Consider the following 17,899-nt stretch of genomic DNA (forward strand, 5'->3'; position numbering starts at 1 on the left):
CACGGCCGCATACTGCGGGAGGGCGTGTGGAACTTCCTCACCGGCCAACTTCCGAAGCCGCAGCCGGGCCGGACCGGCACCAGTTCCGTGCGGCATTCGTCAGCTGAGGTCGCCCACTTCGACGACAACCACGCTGAGCCGAAACCCTGCCAACACCAACATGATCCGCTGTGGTTCGGCGGAATCAACTTCACCAGCTACCTGAAACGGGCCTCGGGTACGGACCCGATCCGTACCCGAGGCCCGTCAACGTGTCAGTTCGGTGCGACCTGGGCCTGGGCAAGGTCGAAGACGGCCTTCTCCTGGGCCATGAAATGGGTGGCCGACATGTGCGGGCGGGCGGTGTTCCAGGTTTTGACGAACTCGATGACCGGGGTGCCGCCGTCGGGGTTGACGAAGTGGGAGGTGACGCCGATCTGGATGCCGGCGCCGGTGGCCGGGTCGTACTGCTCGAACCAGGGCCCGCCGCTGGCGCCGGGGCTGATCGCCGCGGGCAGCACATCGAGGTACTTGCCGGTGACGGCGGTCGACTGACCGGAGCTGACCTTGAGGGTACGGCCGTCGTAGGAGCGCTGGAGTGCGGACGGCACCCCGTGCTTGTTGGCCGCGCCCGTGCGGGTCGGGACACCGTTGACGAACGGGGGCGCGTACCAGCTGGCGTTGTTGTCGGATGGGTAGCCGAAGCCGGTCAGAGCCTTTCCCTGGGGCAGGTTGAAGCCGACCTGCTGGCCGCCGGTGACCTGCTGGATCGGCCGGCTGTCGGTCGGGCTGTCGACCAGGAACGCGGCCATGTCGTGCCCGGGGCCTTCACCGAAGTGACTGGCGTCGGCGGCCCATTCATTGGTTATCCACTGACGGGTCACCCCCCACACGCCGTAGGGCGCGATATCGGCGCCGGGCAACGGCCCGTCTCCCCCCGGAGTGCCGAGGACGTAGCGGGCCATAGCGGCACCGTTGAAGCCCGGGATGAAGACCGCGTCGGTTGCCGCCCAGTTTTCGATCCCGATGTGGAAGTCCCAGTTGGAGGAGTTCTGCCGGAGGCAGTGGGCGGCGGTGACCACGACACTCTGGTTGGCGCTTTCGACCACGTTCGCCGAGCAGGTGGACCACTGCCAGCCGGTGGTTCCCACCTTGCTGCGCTTGAGGAACAGCTTCCCGGCGGTCTTGCGGATCAGGCCGGAACCCGTGTAGGTGGCGCTGAGGTCGTCGACTCCGGCGGTCGGCTCGACGATGACGTCGCTGCCCTGGCCGTCGACTCCTGCCTCACTGATGTCGTCATCACTGAGACCGGCTATGGCGAGCCGGTTGACGGTCCAGTAGTTGACATCCGCCTGCAACTCCGCGGCATAGCCACTGCCGGCGGCGACCAAGGCCGGCCGCTCGTAAGGCGTGGTGTTCTCCGCGCTGGCCGGCGCGGCGGTGGCGAGCAGGGCCGCGGTGGTCACCGCAACGGCCCAGCTGACGCCTGTCAGTATTCGCATATTCCCCAAACCCCCAAAGTACGTGAATGATTTGGCGAAGATACGGCACTCGATGTCATGCGGTCTCGGATATAGGGAGATAGGTCAGGCCCAGTTCGCCGGTGACGCAACGGTTGTCGACGGCGGAGCGGGTGCCCAGATGGTGCGCATGGATAGCCGGGTCAGGGCGAACCGAGGGGCACGGCCGCGTACGGCTCGATCGGGGACGGTGCGCGGAACTGCCTCTCCCCGTCCAACTTCCGGATCCGCAGCGCGAGCAGGAGACGGCACCCGGTGCTGCCCGAGGGTCACCGCGGGAGCTGGGCCTGGATCGGCCGCAGGAACCGACCGGCCGCATCGACCGCGGGGGCCGAACTGTCTGCGCCGGCGACGAACACCGCGAACGCGACGTCCCCGTCGATGCCGACGAACCAGCCGTGCGCCGGCCCGCTGTCGACCTCGGCGGTGCCGGTCTTGCCGCGAAGGTCGGGCAGGTCCACGAGCTGGGTCGCGGTGCCGGCGGTGACGGTCTCGCGCATCATCGTGCGCAGTTCGTCTGTCACCTGGACCGGCGCCGCGGCGGGCGTGAGGTTCGCGGTACCGGGCTGGCCGAGGACCAGCATCGGGGCGGGCGCGCTGCCCTTGGCGATGGACGCCGCGACCATCGCCATCCCGAACGGGGAGGCCGTGACCTGCCCCTGCCCGATCGCCGCCTCGACGCGCTGGGCCGGGGTGTCGGCGGCCGGGACACTGCCGGTGACGGTGGTCAGGCCGGGCGTCACGTAGTCCACCCCGAGACCGAACTGCAGGGCCGCGTCGTGCAGCGCGTTCGGCCCCATCGCGACCGCGAGCTGGCCCATGGTGGTGTTGCAGGAGCGGGCGAAGGCGGTGTGCAGCGGCACCGCGCCGAGGTCGAAGTTGTCGTCGTTGGGGATGGTGCGTCCCTCGATGTTCGCGCTGCCGGGGCAGGGCAGCACCGTGTCGGGAGTGACCGAACCCTGTTGCAGCGCTGCGGAGGTGGTGACCGTCTTGAAGGTGGAGCCCGGCGGGTAGAGGCCGGTCAGCGCGATCGGCCCCTGCGCGGTGGCCGGCGCGTTCTGCGCGACCGCGAGCACCGCCCCGGTGGACGGCCGGATCGCGACGATCGCGGCCTGCTGCGGCAGGGCAGCGAGCGCGTCCTGCGCGGCGGACTGGACCGCCGGGTCCAGGGTGCTGGCGATGTCGGGCGCACGGGTGCCCTCGACACCGGCGACCATGTCGGCGGAACCGTTGGCGCGCACCAGTTGTACCGCCCAGCCGGCGGCGGCGTCCTGGCCCTCCTGCCAGAGCTGGCGCAGCCCGTCGAGGGCCGGTGAGGTGTCCGCCTTGTCGACGGTGAGCAGCCGGGTCTGCTTGACCAGTGTGACGCCGGGGACCGCGGCGAGGGCGCCGGCGATGGGTTCGAGGTCGGCGTCGCGCAGGGTGATGACGGTGGCCGTCTTGCCCTGCGCCGCAGCGAGATCCGCCTGCACGGAGGCGGCGGTGAGGGTCGGGGCCACCGTGGCGAGCAGGGGCGCCAGGGCGGCGGCGGTCACGGCGGGGTCCGGGGTCTGCACGGTGTCGACGTTGACCAGGGTGACGGTCTGCTCGGCCATCAGCGGCCGGCCGGCGGCGTCGAGCACCGTCGGCGAGCCGCCGGAAAGGGTGGTGTAGCGCAGCGTCGAGTCGGCGGTCAGGCCCGGGGCGAGCAGCTGCGGGTCCCACGGGATGGCGCCGCCGTCGGCGACGCCGGCACCGCCGCCCGTGGTGGTGTAGGTCCACTTCTCCGGCGGAGCGGGCGCGGGCGCGGGCGCGGTCTCCGGCTCGCCGAGGGTCCAGTCGGCGGCGAGGGTGAAGGTGCCCGCGTCGCTGTCGGTGGTGGCCACGGTGAACCGCACGTCCTGCGGGTCCAGGCCGTCGAACATCTGGGTGATCGCCGCCGCGGCCGCGGCCGGGTCGGAGGTGAGGTCGGCGGCGGCCTGCGCGTTGCGCTGGGTGAGCGCCTCGGCGAACTGCTGCGCCGCCTGCTCGGTGTCGGTCGGCCCGCTGCTGCAGCCCCCCAGCACCAGTGCGAACACACCCACCACGGCAATCCCCATCGATTTGCGCATGGCGTCGAGGGTAGGCGGCTGCGCCACCCGTGCACGGTTGCCGGGTCCCTGGACCCCTGAGCCGCGCACGACATCCTGGCGGCACTCGATCACACGGCGTAGCGTTGTAATCAAGTAATCATTGCAACTGACGAGGTGAGGGCAATGAGGCACGCACCAGGACCCGGCGGGCGACGCTTCGGCTGGCAGCAGGGCGAGGCCCCCGACGCGAGCGACGCCGCCGAGTGGTTCGCCGGCCGGCTACCCGACGACTGGTTCACCGGACCGGCCACCGTGCAGGTCGACCGCGAGGAGATCGTGGTGACCGGCGAGCTGCCGGCCCCCGACGACGCCTCCCCCGCCGCGGCCGACGGTCGGATCTCCCGGTTCCGGGAGGCCACCCGCGCGGAGCGGATGCGGATCGCCGACGAGGCCGAGGCCCGGTACGGACGCAAGGTGGCGTGGGGCGCGACGCTCGGCGAGCGGCACGCCCTGTTCACCCACCTCGCGGTGCCGGTGATGACGCGGCTGCGCCAACCCGAACGGATCGTCCTCGACACGCTGGTCGACGCCGGGGTCGCCCGCTCGCGGGCCGACGCACTCAAGTGGACGGTCCGGCTCGCCGGCCAGCACAGCGAGCAGTGGCTCGCCGAGCTGCGGGAGGCGATGGGCAAGGTGGAGGACCTGCGCGCCGAGGGCCCGCAGATCTAGGACGTGTCTCCTAACCGGTGGTAGCCGGATCAGCGAAACTGCAGCGCAGGTGGACGGTCACCTTGCGGCGCCCGTAGAGCCCTCCTTCGGTGTCGACGGTGCCCAGTAGCGCGTTCGTGACGTGGGCGTCCGAGACTGTTCGCTCCGCCGGCGAAACGGTCTTCCAGTTCCGGTACGCGCGACGGGCGACCTGCACTCCTTGTGTGGTGCGCACTCGGCAGATCGACTCGACCCTGAATTTCCGTGCACGCGGTGCTCGCCCGAACCCACGCGCGGGTTCGGCGCAGGTCCAGCACTTTCAGATCCAACGACGGCTATCGCCGTGATAGCGATTCGGACATTGATCGCAACAACGGGCGCCACGCATGATCATGGCGTGCCAAATCATCTTGCGAAGCATGGTGTCAACTCAACTTCGTCCGCGATGCCGGTCACGTGGCAAACCGGCAACAGGACATTAAAAGGTACCCCGGACACGGCATCATACGGGCTCACCGTGTTGCGCAAACTGAATCTCCGAAGGTCGGTTGCTGTTCATTCATAGGAATCTGGATGCCGGAGAAACACTCCGAACAATTCCATCGACTGTGAGAACCGAGATCCCGTAAGAGTCTGCCCATAATTGGATTGAAAATGATGGAGCCGCGTGAAATGACTTTTGCCGCAACCTCTACCGATCTTCATACCCTCACCATTGCTCAAGCAAGCGAACTCATCGGTTCGCGCGCACTCTCACCGGTCGAGTATGCGCAGGCGCTGATCGCGCGCACCCAAGCCGTGGATGGGCAATTGCAATCATTTGTGACCCGCACCTTTGACCTCGCATTGGAGCGGGCACGGCAAGCGGAGGATGAAATTGCTGGGGGCGGCTATCGCGGTCCTCTGCATGGCATTCCTTTTGCCCTCAAGGATGTTTTCGACACTGCCGACATCCTGACTTCCGGGAATTCCAGGGTTTGCGCGGACAATATACCCGGCCGAGACTCGGCAGTGGCCGAGAAGCTCCATCACGCAGGCGCAGTCCTGATGGGAAAGTTGGCGCTCCACGAGTTTGCACATGGCGGACCGTCGTTTGACGTTCCGTGGCCGCCATCGCGAAATCCATGGGATTCAACCCGGGTCACGGGGGGCTCCTCGAGTGGCTCCGCGGCGGCTGTCGCGGCGGGATTGGTACCTGGAAGCATCGGAACGGACACCGGCGGTTCAATTCGCGCGCCTGCATCGCAGTGCGGTGTGACTGGCCTGATGCCAACTTCCGGACTCGTAAGCCGCGCGGGAGTAATACCTCACTCATTTACGTTCGACCGCTGCGGACCAATGGCCAAGACGAGCGAAGATTGCGCAATACTGCTCCAGGCAGTGGCCGGCCATGACCCGAATGACGCCGGAAGCGTCGCACGCGCCGTCCCGGACTACCTGGCTGCGCTCGGCGAAGATCTGCGTGGAGTGCGAATCGGTGTGCTTCGGCACAACTGGAACAGTGAAGTCGTGGTGTCCGCTGCCCAATGTCAAGTCATGGAAGACGCACTAGCTGTTCTGGCGGAACTAGGTGCCACGCTAGAGGATTGCCAGATCCGGCCGATGCAGAGCTACTACGACATCAAGACCATCATCGGCGAAATCGAAGTGTTCAGTGTCCATCAATCGAACTTGATCACCCGCCCCGAAGACTTTGGCGCCGACATTCTTAGTCGGATGCTACCTGCAATTCTGTTCTCCGGTTACGATTTTGTGCAGGCCAGTCGCGAGCATCGCCGGGCCATCGCAGAAATGCAACCCCTCTATCGAAGATTCGATGCATTCATCACCATCGGCGCCGGGGAGGCGCCGCCCTTCGGCTCGCACGACCCGCTCGCCTTCTGGAAGAATGCCCATCACTTCACCTCGGCTAATGTCACCGGACAGCCAGTTCTCGCTCTGTGCAACGGATTTGGACCCAGTGGGCTGCCGTTGGGAATGCAGATACTTGGACGCCCCTTCGGCGAGGAGACGATTCTGCGCATCGGGCACGCCTATCAAGCAGTGACCGACTGGCATCAGCGCCATCCGGTGCTGGTCGACAATGCGACCGCACCCACTGTAACCGAACCCACATTGTTGGCCGGCACGTCCTCGGAGGCCGATTCGGAGTTACGTGATTTGTGCCTGTCAGCGGCTGGTCGGGCTGGTCTCGAATTAAATGAGAGAATGTTCATGCAGTTACTGGAGGGCGCTCCCCATGCCCTCGCGATGGCTTCTCGAATTTCGCGTGATTACGGTCATGCGGATGTGCCGGCCCACGGATTCGGCGTACCGCCGGCCTGATCGACAACCGAGCACATCCCCTTCTCGCCTTCCCCAAAGGCCATTCCCCACTTTTCGAGTGGTCACCATACCCGCCTTTCCTGCTGAAAACCCTACCGCGAACTTCCTGCACTGTATCTCGAACAGAATTCATGCAGGGTCCAATCTGCCGAAAGGTAGCGCTCTAGAGAGGAAGGAGAATAGCGTGAGTGAGTATCTATGGCTCGTCCAGCTTGACATTCCGGAGGAAATGGAAGACGAGTTCAATCGCATCTATGACACCGAACATGCGCCCAACATTTCCAAAGTTCCAGGCGTGCTTGGTGTGCAGCGCTATGTCCTGGAGAATCCGGTTGCAGGAGTGCAGAAGTACGCAACGCTTTACCGAGTGAACTCGCCGGACTTGCCACAGACCCCCGAGTGGCTTGCCGCGTCTGCAGAAGGCGACTGGAAAACCGTGATTCAACCGTATGCGGTCAACCCCACGTTGTCGATGTTCAGAGCAATTCCTGAGTGATCACCGAGGCTCCGGCCCGCCGTACGCCATGAAAGGCATTGTTCGGCACGGTCTTCGGCAATACCCCATCCCGTCCGAGAACTCATGAAAGTCAGGCCATGACATTGAATCTTGAGCAAGCCAAACTCGTCCTGCAGGGCGCAATCAACAAGGCCAACGAATTTGATATTCGGATCAGCGTGTCAGTCTGTGATGCTGGTGGCCGACTTGTCGCCTTCCAACGAATGGACGGCGGACATTGGGGCGCCGGCTACGGCTCGCAAGGCAAAGCCGTCGCCTCCGCCGGATTCGCGCGGCCCAGCGGTCTCCTCTCGGAGCGAGCTTCGGCTCCCGTCATGCAGGGCATTGCCGCAGCGGAAGGCGGCCACATGTTCTATTCCCAGGGTGCCGTTCCCATATTTGTCGATGGGTTGATGGTGGGCGCGTGTGGTGTCGGTGGCGGCACCGGCGAGCAGGACGAAGAATGCGCGCAGGCTGGCGTTGCTGCGCTTCAGGGCAGCGTGTCCTCGGTCGTGTGACCGGACACCTGTTCATTGCCTAGCGAAAGGATTTGCGAGTGATTTACGAAGTTCGTTCTTACCAAGTAGATCCCGGAAATGTGACAGAGTTTGAGCGAATATTTGGCGACGGCTATGTGCATAGACACGCCTTCTCGCCGCTGACCGCATTCTGGCACACCGTAAATGAGCCTCTGAGCGAAGTGGTACATGTGTGGCCTTACACGGATCTGGACGAGCGGGCCAGCAAGCGCGCTGCTGCTGCCCAGCACCCACACTGGCCACCGGCAACGGGTCAATTTGTCAATCGAATGCAGTCGGAACTGATGATACCTTTCGACTTCGTCTCAGACCCAATGCCTGGCCTCCTCGGACCGATTTACGAAATCCGGTACGACTACTTCAAGGTTTCCGACCTCAGCGCCGGCACCGAGGCATGGGCTAACGCGATACAAGAACGCAGCAAACGCGATTCGCTCGTGCTTGCCGGTCGACTGGAATTCGGGCAGGTCAACGGCATCCTGCAGATCTGGGCATATTCCGACCTGGAAACGCGCAAGCAGGCCCTTGCCGAAGCATCCGAACAGGGAATGTCGCCCCCGGCGGATAGCCCGGCCCCAATTCATCAGGTGACGAAGATGGTGATGCCATCGATGTTCTCGCCACTGCAATAGCGAGACAACACCTTTCATGGCAACAACTGCCGGAAGCATGGATGGAAATCTGTCCATGCTTCCGCCAGGGTCCCGGCAGAGTCGCACGCAAGCTGGTTGACCTGGTGTTTCACCTGGCGTGACACACCGAACCTGCGAGACTTCAGGGCGGGCACGGCAAGTCCGCCGACGATTCGAGTTCTCGCAGAGGCACCATCACGAGGACGCCGTCGTGCTCGCCGATGCATCACCGTCATTGCCGTTTGACGAATCCAACCCGATCCTCGGCGAGGTGTCACTGATTCCGCCCGCCCCGCAGGTGTCGCCGTCCGATTCGAGGTTCGCCACACGGTCATCGCGTTCGACGGCAAGACCCTGCGTGGAGCCATGGACGCAGCCGGCGACCTCACCTTCTCCTCGCCGGGCCCTGCCAACGCACCACAGCGCAGTACCTGGGTCATACCTCGCCGACGGCCGGAGACCGCTCCGGGCGACGGCAGCCACCACGAGGTGGGCACAAGTGGGGCGGCACACAAATCGGTTGCCGACGCACGAAGCCGTCGGTACCGTGGCTGCCGGACCTGTTGTCAACGAAATGGAGAAGGGCCCTTGCTCCTTCAGCGGTAGTGACGCGCCATCGACCGTCGCGTGCTCGTGCACGTCCGACGTCGCCGCACCCACCCTGAGGAGCATTCATGCCACATCTCTCCCTGTCCGACCTCACCTTCACCTGGCCCGACGGCGACCCAGCCTTCGAGGGCCTCGACGCCGTATTCGGCCCCGGCCGAACGGGACTCGTCGGCCGCAACGGCGCGGGCAAGTCGACGCTGCTGCGACTGATCGCCGGCGACCTCACCCCCGACCGCGGCTCGGTGACCGTGCACGGCCGGCTCGCCTATCTCCGCCAGGACCTCACCCTCGACCCGAATCGCACGGTAGACGGCGTCCTCGGCATCGACAACCAGCGAAAAGCGTTACACCGCATCGAATCCGGCGAGGGCACCGAGCAGGACTTCGCCGACGCCACGGGCCACTGGGACGTCGAGGAGCGAGCGGTCGCCACCCTCGACCGGCTCGGCCTCGCGCACGTCGCACCGACCCCGGATGCGTTGGGCCGCACCGTCGGCACCCTCTCCGGCGGCGAGACGATGCTGCTGGGCCTGACCGCCGCCCTGCTCGGCGACCCGGAGGTGCTGCTGCTCGACGAGCCCACCAACAACCTGGACCTGTCCGCCAAGGCCCGCCTGTACGCGGCCGTCGACCAGTTCCCCGGCATCGTCGTGGTGGTCAGTCACGACCGCGCCCTGCTCGACCGGATGGACACCATCGCCGAGCTGCGACGCGGCGAGCTGCGCATGTTCGGCGGCAACTTCGCCCACTACCGCGAAACCGTCGAGGCCGAGCAGGAGGCCGGCCGCGCCGCGGTCCGCGACGCCCGCGCCGACGTCCGCAGGCAGGGCCGCGAGCTGGTCGAGGCGCAGACCAAGATCGACCGGCGCCTGCGCTACGGCAAGCGGATGGTGGCAGAGAATCGGTACCCGAAGATCGTCGGGAACGAACGCAAGAGCCAGGCCCAGGCCTCCGCCGGCAAGCTGCGCGGCAACCACGCCGACAAGCTCGACGAGGCCCGCCGCACCCTCACCGAGGCGGAGGAACTGGTCCGCGACGACCGCGAGATCCGGATCGACCTGCCGGACAGCGTCGTTCACCCGGGCCAACAGGTGGTCGAGGTCGCCGACCTCACCCTCGCCTGCGGCCCCACGGTGTCTCTGGCGGTCACCGGCCCGGAACGGATCGCGCTGGTCGGCCGCAACGGCATCGGTAAGACCACCCTGCTCCGGGCCCTGACGGACATGCCGCCGCGGGTGCCGTGGCGGGCGTTGCCGCAGCGGCTCGACGTCTTCGACGAGACCCGCACCCTCGCGCAGAACCTGGCCGATGCCGCGCCGCACGCCACCGCCGAGCAGATCCGGGGTCGGCTGGCCCGGTTCCTGTTCCGCGGCAACGACTCCGACGTGCTCACCTCGGCACTGTCCGGCGGGGAACGGCTGCGGGCGGCGCTGGCGATGATCCTGCTCGCGGAGCCGGCGCCGCGACTGCTGATGCTCGACGAGCCCACCAACAACCTGGACCTGCCGAGCCTGCAGCACCTCACCGAGGCGTTGGCCCAGTTCCGCGGCGCGTTGATCGTCGCCAGCCACGACCTGCCGTTCCTGCGGGAGATCGGCGCGACCCGCTGGCTCGAGCTCACCGACGACGGGGTGCGGGAGGTGGATCCGCGGTGACCGCACGCCGAATCCGCGCCCGCGCCCTCCCCGGGCTGGCCTAGGGTCGGGGCATGACGGACGACACCCGCATCCACGCCTTCCGCGACGACGCCCTCGGCGACCTCGACGCCACCGGCGTCGCCGAGGCCATCGCCGCCGGCAAGGTCTCCCCCCGCGAGGTGGTGCAGGCGGCGATCGAGCGGGCCGAGGCGGTGCAGGGCTCGCTCAACGGCATCGAGTTCCCCGACTTCGAGCGCGCACTGAGCCTGGCGGAGCGACCCCGCGGCGGCGTCTTCTCCGGGGTGCCGACGATCGTCAAGGACAACGTCGACGTGGCGGGACTGCCGACCGGGCACGGCAGCGCGGCGTTCACCCCGAAGCCCGCCGCCCGGGACAGCGACTGCGTCACCCAGTTCCTGTCCACCGGCCTGGTGCCGCTCGGCAAGAGCCGACTGCCGGAGTTCGGGTTCAGCTGCTCCAACGAGTACGCCGACGCCGAGCCCGTGCACAACCCGTGGAACCCGGCGTACTCGTCGGGCGCGTCGTCGGGCGGGTCCGCCGCGCTGGTCGCGGCGGGGGTGCTGCCGATCGCGCACGCGAACGACGGCGGCGGCTCCATCCGCATCCCCGCGGCCGCCTGCGGCCTGGTCGGGCTCAAGCCGACCCGCGGCCGCACCCTGCCCGACGCCCAGGACAAGACGATGCCGATCCGCATCATCGCGCAGGGCGCGCTGACCCGGACGGTCCGCGACACCGCACGGTTCTACGCGGCGGCCGAGTCCTTCTACCGCAACCCCAGGCTGGCACCGGTCCGCCTGGTCGAGGGGCCGTCCCGGACGAGGCTGCGGGTCGGGGTGATCGTGGACTCGATCACCGGCGTCCCCACCGACGACGAGACCCGCACCGCCGTGCACGCGACCGCGGAACTCCTCGACGGGCTCGGGCACCGGGTCGAGGAGATGCCGCTGCCGTTCGGGCAGGCCTTCGTCGACGACTTCAGCCTCTACTGGGGCTTCCTGTCCTTCGCGGTCTGCAACGGCGGCAAGAAGATGCTCGGAGCCGACTTCGACAAGGCCCGCACCGACAACCTCACCCGAGGCCTGGCCGCCCTGTACCGCAAGAACATCGGGAAGACCCCCCGGATGCTCTACCGCCTGCGGCGCACCCATCAGCAGTACGCGCAAATGTTCCACCACTACGACGTGGTGCTCTCGCCGACGGTCTCGCACACCACCCCGCTGCTCGGGTACCTCTCCCCCACCCAGGACTTCGACGAACTGTTCACCAAGATCATCAATTTCACGGCGTTCACCCCGCTGAACAACGCATCGGGCGGTCCGGCGATCTCGCTGCCCCTGCACCAGAGTGCCGCGGGTCTGCCGATCGCATCGCACTTCTCCGCCGCGCACGGCGACGAGCGGACACTGCTCGAGCTGGCGTTCGAACTCGAGCAGGCCAGGCCGTGGGCGCGGATCCAGGACCCGCGCTGAGTCACCCCCGGCCCCACCGTTGAACGGGGGTTCGGCGTGGCCGGACCGTGCCGCGGCGACGCGGATTGGCACCATGGTCGGGTGAACTCGTACTGGACCCAGTGGTCGGCCTACCTCCCGGTGCTCGTGGCGGCGGCGCTCGTGCTGATCGGGCCGCTGTGGCAGCTGACCCGGCACGCGGTGACGCTCGCCCACGAGGCCGGCCACGCGATCGCCGCCGTCGGCACCGGCCGCCGGCTGACCGGGATCCGCCTGCACTCGGACACCTCGGGCCTGACCCTCTCACGCGGCAAGCCCCGCGGACCGGGGATGGTGCTCACCGCGGCCGCCGGCTACCTCGCGCCCTCGCTGCTCGGTCTCGCGGGTGCGGCGCTGATCGCGGGCGGCCAGCTCACCCTGCTCCTGTGGGGCTCGGTGGGACTGGTCGTGGCGATGGTGCCGTTCATCCGCAACTTCTTCGGGCTGCTGGTGCTGATCGCCGCGGGCGGCGCGTTCGGCACCGTCGCCTACTACGGATCACCCACGCTCCAGCTGAGTTTCGGCTACGTCGTGATCTGGCTGCTGCTGATCGGCAACCTGCGCACCATCGTCGAGGCGGCGCAGAACCGGTCCGGGCGGTCGGACCTGGACCAGCTGCGCACCCTCACCCACCTGCCCCGCCTGGTGTGGACCGTGCTGCTCGTCGCCGTGTCCGTCGGCACCGGGGTGCTGGCGTGGCGGGCGCAGTACATCGGTTAGTCCCGCCCCACTTCTGGCACCTACCTCACCGCGAGGACGTGGAACATGGTGTGCTGCCCACCATCCGGATTGAAGTTGTCGTCAGCGCACAGCACCAAGGTCCGGGTGCCGTCGTCTAGCGTCGGGCCCCAGGTGATGCCCTCGACATTGTCGGGGTTGGCGCCGGTGTCCACGAAGTCGAACAGCAGCCTCTTCGGCATCGGAGTCTCGGTGCCGTCGAGCTTCTCCCTGCCGGTGACGGGGGTCGCGCCGGCGGTGGTGGTCCAGAAGATCTGCACCTCGTTGCCCTTGCCGGGCACCGCGCCGCGCTCGATCACCAGGTATTCGTCGTCGTCGACCGCCAGGATCTCGGTCGCCCCCCGGTCTGCCTTCAACGTCCACCCGGTGGAGTCGACGACGTCCGGGTAGTCGCCGCTGATCGCGTCGACCCGGTAGACAAATTCGTCGACGACGTCACCACTCGCGTTGTCGAACATGAGAACCCTTGAATCGGTGCCGGTCGCGGAAGTCGCGATCGAGCCGTCCTGCAGGAGCGAGTTCTCCGTGAGTGCAACGATCCTCGAGCCGTCGACGGAGAACGTCACACCCTCGAAGGCCAGGTTGTTGCGCACGCCGGACACCGGGGCACCGTCCGGACCCGCCACCGGGGTGTAGTGCGCCGGCACCGGGTAGTCACGGACGAGGGTGCCGTCGACGGTGGCGCGGCGCACGAACGGCGCGAGCAGCTTCGAGGCGTCGCCCTCGCTGGTGTACACGATGTCGGTACTGCCGGGAACACGGCGAATGGACTCCGGATCAACCCCCTTCTTCGGGTAGGGCTGGCCGTCGGCCGCCAGGAGGGTCGTCATCTCGGTGAAGGTCGGTGCATCCGCGGCGAAGGCGCCGTCCGGACCGAGACCGAGAGTCATGGCGTAGGAGCGCGCGGGCCCCTTCTCCGACCGGTCGTCGCTGACTGCAACGTAGCTTCTGGTGTCCTCGTCGTAGTCGATCCCCGAGATCCCGCCGAGCGCCGGCCCGAACGGGCTGAGTCCGTCCGCGACCTGCATCGTGTCGATGTGGGTCACAGCGAGGTCATCCATGCGGGTGGCCGATTCGGCGGTCGAGCAGGCGCCGAGAGCCAGGAGGAGTGGCGGCGTCACGAGCAGGGCGAGAGTTCTTCGTTGCATGTGGCGGACCGTAGGGGTAAGACATGAACGAGTCTTGACCCTAGGGTTACATACTGCGGTCCCCCCTGCCTGCGGCACCGTCGAACCCGCTGATCCTGGTCCGTCAGTACCCCTTGCCCTGCATCCAGGCCAGCACGCCCAGGATCCGCACCGCGGGCACCGAACCGCCCAGCCCGGCGCGGTCCCGCAGGTCGATCAGCCGCCGGTGCAGGGCCCCGTCCCCGTCGCGCAGCGCGAGCCGCACCGGCTCCAGGTGCGCGGCCTTCGTCCCGAGCTGCCGGCCCACGACGTCGTCGTAGATCGGGTACAGCCGCGGGCGTTTGCGCGCGATGAGCTTCGACGCGACGATGCGACCGATCCCGTGAATCTCCCGCAGCGCCGTCTCCAGTTGCCACACAGGCGATTCCGGCGTCATGGTGTCGGATTCGTCGACGAGGTCACGGTCCGGGCCCACCGCCGCGAGCAGTCGGTTCAGCTCCGACCTCGCCTCCCCGAGCATGATCCACGCGCCCTGCGCCGGCACCTGCACCGACAGCAGGGTGATCGCGACCAGGTCGTCCGCGGTGAAGGTGTCGACGTCGGCCTCACGCCTGCCGCTGGGGTCCCACGAGTCCCACCGCGCGCCGGTCCTGATGTGGCCGGTCTTGACGAACGGGCGAGTGAAGTACTCCTGCAGCACGTCGATTGCGCCGGCGTCGTCCCCGTCCCGCAGCACCCGTGGCAGCCGGATCGGCAGGTCGTCACTCATCGGTCGTCTCCTGCGCGAGCACGTGGGCCGCGAACGAGCGGTTGTGGTACTGCGCGTACGGACCACGGCCCTTGGTCACGAGATGCTCGGCGAGGGGCCGGGTGGCCTTGTCCAGCGGCAGCTCGAAGAACTGCTCGTCGGCGCCCTCGTCGGAGAGGAACCAGTCGAGCAGGACGCCGTCCCCGCCCGCGGACTCCATCGGGGTCGGCTGGATCCGCACCAGCGGGGCCCTTAGCGCGAGTTCGTCCAGGCTGCAGCCTGTTTCGGCGGTCAGCGCGGACGCCGACACATACAGCGCGGTCCGGTAGTCCACGACCTCGCCGCCCTCGGTGAACCGTTCGACGAAGAGCACCTCCATCGGCCCGACGTTGAGGGTGAACAGCCGCTGCCGCTCCGCGGAGCTTTCGGTCGACGGCAGCGCGCTCAGCGTCCATCGGTCCACCTCCCCGCCTGCCGGGTCGTCGAACGCGTCGGCGAGGTACCCGGAGATGAGGTCGGTGACCACGTCGAAGAACGGGTCCTGTTGCAGCGTCGCGAAGTTCTCGTCGCTCGCCGAGGGTTGAATGGTCGCCATGGTGTTCATTGTCCCCGAGTCCCTTCGGTGACGGCAGTCAGCGTCGCCCGGAACCCGACGGCGTGTTTGCAGGGGTGACCCGATTGTGCGGCTGTGGAAGACTGGTCGGCGGGAAGACGAGCTGACCCAAGACCTTCCTCTGGCACGGAGAAGTGCGATGTTCCGTTCGGTCCACAACAGCACTCGGGTACGCGATGCGAGAGCGGCGTACGAGCGCGTGCGCGGCGCACACCTCGATGCGGTGCAGGCGGCGTTCGAGGACCACATCCTGCGCCTGGACTGGTCGCGGGAACAGATCGAGCGCTACCGCGAACAGCGGCTGCGGGCGCTGCTCGGATACGCCCGCGAGCGGTCGCCCTTTCACGCACGGCGACTGCGTGGCCTCGATCCGTCCTCCGCCACGGTCGCCGACCTGGCGAGGCTGCCGGTGATGACCAAACAGGACGCGCAGGACGAGTGGGACGCCATCGTGACGGTCCCCGACCTCGACCTCCGCGATGCAGAGCGGGTTCTGGCCGAGCAACTGTGGTTTTCGTACACACCCGGAGGCCGGCAGATCTTCAGCTCCGGCGGGTCGAGCGGCGTGCGGGGCGTCTACGCGTGGGATTGGGAACTGTTCGTGTCCTTCGCCTGCCTTGCCTGGCGATTCCAGGCGCGGGAGGAGCGGCGAGGTCCGCCGCTGCCACGTGCAACTCGCCTCGCCGTGCTCACGGCCGGTGAGCCGCCGCATGCCAGCACGCCGTTGTTCGACATGGCGACCGCAGCGGGGATGGATACCGTCGTGATCCCCGCACGCGCACCGTTCGACGAGGTCCTCGCCGCGGTCGCGGCCGCCCGGCCCACCCATCTCGTCGGGTATGCGACGGTGGTGGGCCGGCTTGCCCGCGCGGCCCTGGCGGGAGACCTGGAGCTCCGACTTGCCCGGGTCAGCACGAACTCCGAGCCCCTGCTCGACGAGGACCGACAGGCCGTGCGTGATGCCTGGCACGTGCCGATCCACAACCTCTGGGGGTCGACCGAGATCGGCGTGCAGGCGGTCGGGTGCGGGCACGCCGGCGGGCTGCACGTGTGCGAAGACGAGGTGATCCTCGAACGCGTCGACGAGGCCGGGGTGCCGGTGGGTGACGACGAGCCCGCCGCCCGGACGCTCGCCACCGGGCTCGCCAACCGCACATTCCCGTTCATTCGCTACGACCTCGGCGACCAGGTCACGATGTTGCCCGAAAAGTGTTCCTGTGGAAGCGGATTCGCGCGGGTGGCCGACATCGCCGGCCGCCGTGACGACGACTTCCGCTATGGCGAGTGCACGGTGCCCGCGAGTGCGTTCCGCCACGTCCTCGGCACCGATCCTCGCGTCTCCGAGTACCAGGTCAGGCAGACCAGCGCCGGGGCGGAGATCCTCGCGGTGGGCCAACCCGACACGGCCACACTGACTTCGTCGATGGTGGCCGCGCTGCGCCGGCATGGGCTGCCGGATCCGGAGGTGCGTGTCCGAGTCGTCGGCCGGCTCGAGCGAAACGAATCGACCGGAAAGCTCCGGCGATTCGTCGCGCTCGACAGTCACCCCGGAAACGCCGGGTAACGACCTGCTCTCGCGGACCAGATCCCGCATTTCGTCGAGCGCCTTCTCGGCCACCGGTCCTGACGACGGCCGAGGCGAGGCGAATCAATCCCCCCGGCGATCCACCCCACGGAGGGCGCCGATCGGATGACCGGCGACCTCCACGGGACGCGGACCGCTACGTCAGGACAACGAACCGAACAGATCGGTCAGGCTGCCGGCACTGCCGGAGCCGCCGTCACCATCGCCACCGCCGGGGCCCGGTTCACCGACCACGATGGTGGCCAGTGCGCCGCCTCCCGCATTCAGGTCCGCCGTGGCGCTGTCCCGCGGCACGCAGTTGGTGGCCGCGAGGACCGGGGTCGTGCCGAGCGCCGCATTGGCCAGGAACGAGTAGTAGTTGGCCGGGTTGTCGTAGGCCCCGGCGTCACCCGAGACCCGCAGCTTCGGGGTGATGTCGGTGCCGACGGCGCCGGCGGTCACGGTGACGTCGACGGCGGGCAGCTGGAAGAAGGTGTCGCCCGCGGCATTCGGGGAACCGTCGAGATTGGTCTTGGTCTTGGGCGCCACGATCCCGCCCTCCACGTCGGCGGCCGCACCGGGACCGTTCACCGACACCTCATTGTTCCCGGACAGTCGCAGGATGCCGCCCGCCGCATCCGGCGCGCCGGTCACGTTGACGCGCTGGACGTCCGGCGCCACGCCGGCGAGGTTCGTGGCGGTGTTGGCGACAACCTCGGCCTTGACGAACGTGGTGTTCGCGGGAATCTCGTAGTCGATCTTGAGCCGCGACAGGTTGACGGTCGTCGCTCCGGTGTCCACGTCGGGATACGACGCCGGCGTCGGCTGAATTCGGTACGTGAAGGTCTCGCCCGCCTCAACCAGATCCGGCGCGTCGACCACCACGCCGCCCTGGACCGTCTTGGGGACTGCGAACCCGAAAGCATGTGCCGCACAAGAGTTCTTGAAGTCGGTCTGGCTGACCGCGGCCGACGCGGGGCTTACCCCGAGGAACAAGCCGGCGATTGCGGCGGCACTGGCGGCCGGAACCGTGTAACGGGGTAGCGAAGATGAAAACATTCTTGCTCCTGTTCTGCGGAATCGAATCCTGACGCACTCGGCACTG

15 protein-coding genes are annotated in these 17,899 nt (G+C 67.6%); 9 read left to right on the forward strand and 6 right to left on the reverse strand.

The window, feature by feature from the left end:
- Positions 1-254: 254 nt before the first annotated feature.
- Entirely contained in the window at positions 255-1,481 is a 1,227-nt protein-coding gene (locus RT2_RS04635) for a trypsin-like serine peptidase (protein ID WP_139191150.1), read from the reverse strand.
- Between the two features lie 287 nt (positions 1,482-1,768).
- Positions 1,769-3,589 carry a penicillin-binding transpeptidase domain-containing protein gene (locus RT2_RS04640; protein WP_072843359.1) on the reverse strand — a complete coding sequence of 607 codons (1,821 nt, stop codon included), beginning with the start codon at positions 3,587-3,589 and terminating at the stop codon, positions 1,769-1,771.
- Between the two features lie 144 nt (positions 3,590-3,733).
- Here RT2_RS04640 and abmR point away from each other — a divergent pair, with 144 nt between their 5' ends.
- The 8 genes from abmR (at position 3,734) to RT2_RS04680 (ending at position 12,724) form a co-directional block, all read left to right on the forward strand.
- Positions 3,734-4,279 (forward strand): ATP-binding transcription factor AbmR, encoded by a 546-nt coding sequence (gene abmR / locus RT2_RS04645; RefSeq protein ID WP_072843360.1) that lies wholly within the window; start codon positions 3,734-3,736, stop codon positions 4,277-4,279.
- 651 nt (positions 4,280-4,930) lie between these two features.
- Complete coding sequence (locus tag RT2_RS04655; RefSeq protein ID WP_169888164.1) at positions 4,931-6,583, forward strand: amidase; 1,653 nt, start codon at positions 4,931-4,933, stop codon at positions 6,581-6,583.
- Positions 6,584-6,767: 184 nt separating this feature from the next.
- Entirely contained in the window at positions 6,768-7,079 is a 312-nt protein-coding gene (locus RT2_RS25270; RefSeq protein ID WP_139191149.1) for a DUF4286 family protein, read from the forward strand.
- A 98-nt stretch (positions 7,080-7,177) separates the two neighbouring features.
- Positions 7,178-7,597: a GlcG/HbpS family heme-binding protein gene (locus RT2_RS04660; RefSeq protein WP_072843363.1), complete on the forward strand. Its 420-nt coding sequence runs from the start codon at positions 7,178-7,180 to the stop codon at positions 7,595-7,597.
- A gap of 38 nt (positions 7,598-7,635) precedes the next feature.
- Entirely contained in the window at positions 7,636-8,250 is a 615-nt protein-coding gene (locus RT2_RS04665) for an NIPSNAP family protein (protein WP_072843364.1), read from the forward strand.
- A 674-nt stretch (positions 8,251-8,924) separates the two neighbouring features.
- The gene (locus RT2_RS04670; RefSeq protein ID WP_072843365.1) at positions 8,925-10,514 is read left to right on the forward strand and encodes an ABC-F family ATP-binding cassette domain-containing protein; all 1,590 of its coding nucleotides are present in this window, start codon (positions 8,925-8,927) and stop codon (positions 10,512-10,514) included.
- 53 nt (positions 10,515-10,567) lie between these two features.
- Positions 10,568-11,986: an amidase gene (locus RT2_RS04675; protein ID WP_072843366.1), complete on the forward strand. Its 1,419-nt coding sequence runs from the start codon at positions 10,568-10,570 to the stop codon at positions 11,984-11,986.
- A gap of 81 nt (positions 11,987-12,067) precedes the next feature.
- Positions 12,068-12,724 carry a M50 family metallopeptidase gene (locus tag RT2_RS04680; RefSeq protein ID WP_092775945.1) on the forward strand — a complete coding sequence of 219 codons (657 nt, stop codon included), beginning with the start codon at positions 12,068-12,070 and terminating at the stop codon, positions 12,722-12,724.
- Between the two features lie 20 nt (positions 12,725-12,744).
- On the opposite strand, the gene RT2_RS04685 is transcribed toward RT2_RS04680, so the two are convergent.
- The 3 genes from RT2_RS04685 to RT2_RS04695 form a co-directional block, all read right to left on the reverse strand.
- Positions 12,745-13,890: an esterase-like activity of phytase family protein gene (locus tag RT2_RS04685; RefSeq protein WP_083577067.1), complete on the reverse strand. Its 1,146-nt coding sequence runs from the start codon at positions 13,888-13,890 to the stop codon at positions 12,745-12,747.
- A gap of 103 nt (positions 13,891-13,993) precedes the next feature.
- Positions 13,994-14,638 (reverse strand): DUF6308 family protein, encoded by a 645-nt coding sequence (locus tag RT2_RS04690; RefSeq protein WP_072843368.1) that lies wholly within the window; start codon positions 14,636-14,638, stop codon positions 13,994-13,996.
- Positions 14,631-15,212 carry a hypothetical protein gene (locus RT2_RS04695; RefSeq protein WP_072843519.1) on the reverse strand — a complete coding sequence of 194 codons (582 nt, stop codon included), beginning with the start codon at positions 15,210-15,212 and terminating at the stop codon, positions 14,631-14,633. Before RT2_RS04695 ends, RT2_RS04690 begins: the two co-directional genes overlap by 8 nt.
- 157 nt (positions 15,213-15,369) lie before the next feature.
- Between RT2_RS04695 and RT2_RS04700 the strand changes: the two genes are divergently transcribed.
- The gene (locus tag RT2_RS04700) at positions 15,370-16,794 is read left to right on the forward strand and encodes a phenylacetate--CoA ligase family protein (RefSeq protein ID WP_072843369.1); all 1,425 of its coding nucleotides are present in this window, start codon (positions 15,370-15,372) and stop codon (positions 16,792-16,794) included.
- Positions 16,795-16,956: 162 nt separating this feature from the next.
- Here RT2_RS04700 and RT2_RS04705 read toward each other — a convergent pair whose 3' ends face one another.
- Entirely contained in the window at positions 16,957-17,853 is an 897-nt protein-coding gene (locus RT2_RS04705; protein ID WP_139191148.1) for a hypothetical protein, read from the reverse strand.
- Positions 17,854-17,899 lie beyond the last annotated feature (46 nt).

The sequence above is a fragment of the Rhodococcus tukisamuensis NBRC 100609 genome (assembly GCF_001894985.1).
Classification (GTDB): domain Bacteria; phylum Actinomycetota; class Actinomycetes; order Mycobacteriales; family Mycobacteriaceae; genus Rhodococcus_G; species Rhodococcus_G tukisamuensis.

Coding starts and splice junctions, on each gene's coding strand:
- RT2_RS04635 (WP_139191150.1), bottom strand. CDS start 1,481: ATGCGAATACTGACAGGCGTCAGCTGGGCCGTTGCGGTGACCACCGCG.
- RT2_RS04640 (WP_072843359.1), bottom strand. CDS start 3,589: ATGCGCAAATCGATGGGGATTGCCGTGGTGGGTGTGTTCGCACTGGTG.
- abmR (WP_072843360.1), top strand. CDS start 3,734: ATGAGGCACGCACCAGGACCCGGCGGGCGACGCTTCGGCTGGCAGCAG.
- RT2_RS04655 (WP_169888164.1), top strand. CDS start 4,931: ATGACTTTTGCCGCAACCTCTACCGATCTTCATACCCTCACCATTGCT.
- RT2_RS04660 (WP_072843363.1), top strand. CDS start 7,178: ATGACATTGAATCTTGAGCAAGCCAAACTCGTCCTGCAGGGCGCAATC.
- RT2_RS04670 (WP_072843365.1), top strand. CDS start 8,925: ATGCCACATCTCTCCCTGTCCGACCTCACCTTCACCTGGCCCGACGGC.
- RT2_RS04675 (WP_072843366.1), top strand. CDS start 10,568: ATGACGGACGACACCCGCATCCACGCCTTCCGCGACGACGCCCTCGGC.
- RT2_RS04685 (WP_083577067.1), bottom strand. CDS start 13,890: ATGCAACGAAGAACTCTCGCCCTGCTCGTGACGCCGCCACTCCTCCTG.
- RT2_RS04690 (WP_072843368.1), bottom strand. CDS start 14,638: ATGAGTGACGACCTGCCGATCCGGCTGCCACGGGTGCTGCGGGACGGG.
- RT2_RS04695 (WP_072843519.1), bottom strand. CDS start 15,212: ATGGCGACCATTCAACCCTCGGCGAGCGACGAGAACTTCGCGACGCTG.
- RT2_RS04700 (WP_072843369.1), top strand. CDS start 15,370: ATGTTCCGTTCGGTCCACAACAGCACTCGGGTACGCGATGCGAGAGCG.
- RT2_RS04705 (WP_139191148.1), bottom strand. CDS start 17,853: ATGTTTTCATCTTCGCTACCCCGTTACACGGTTCCGGCCGCCAGTGCC.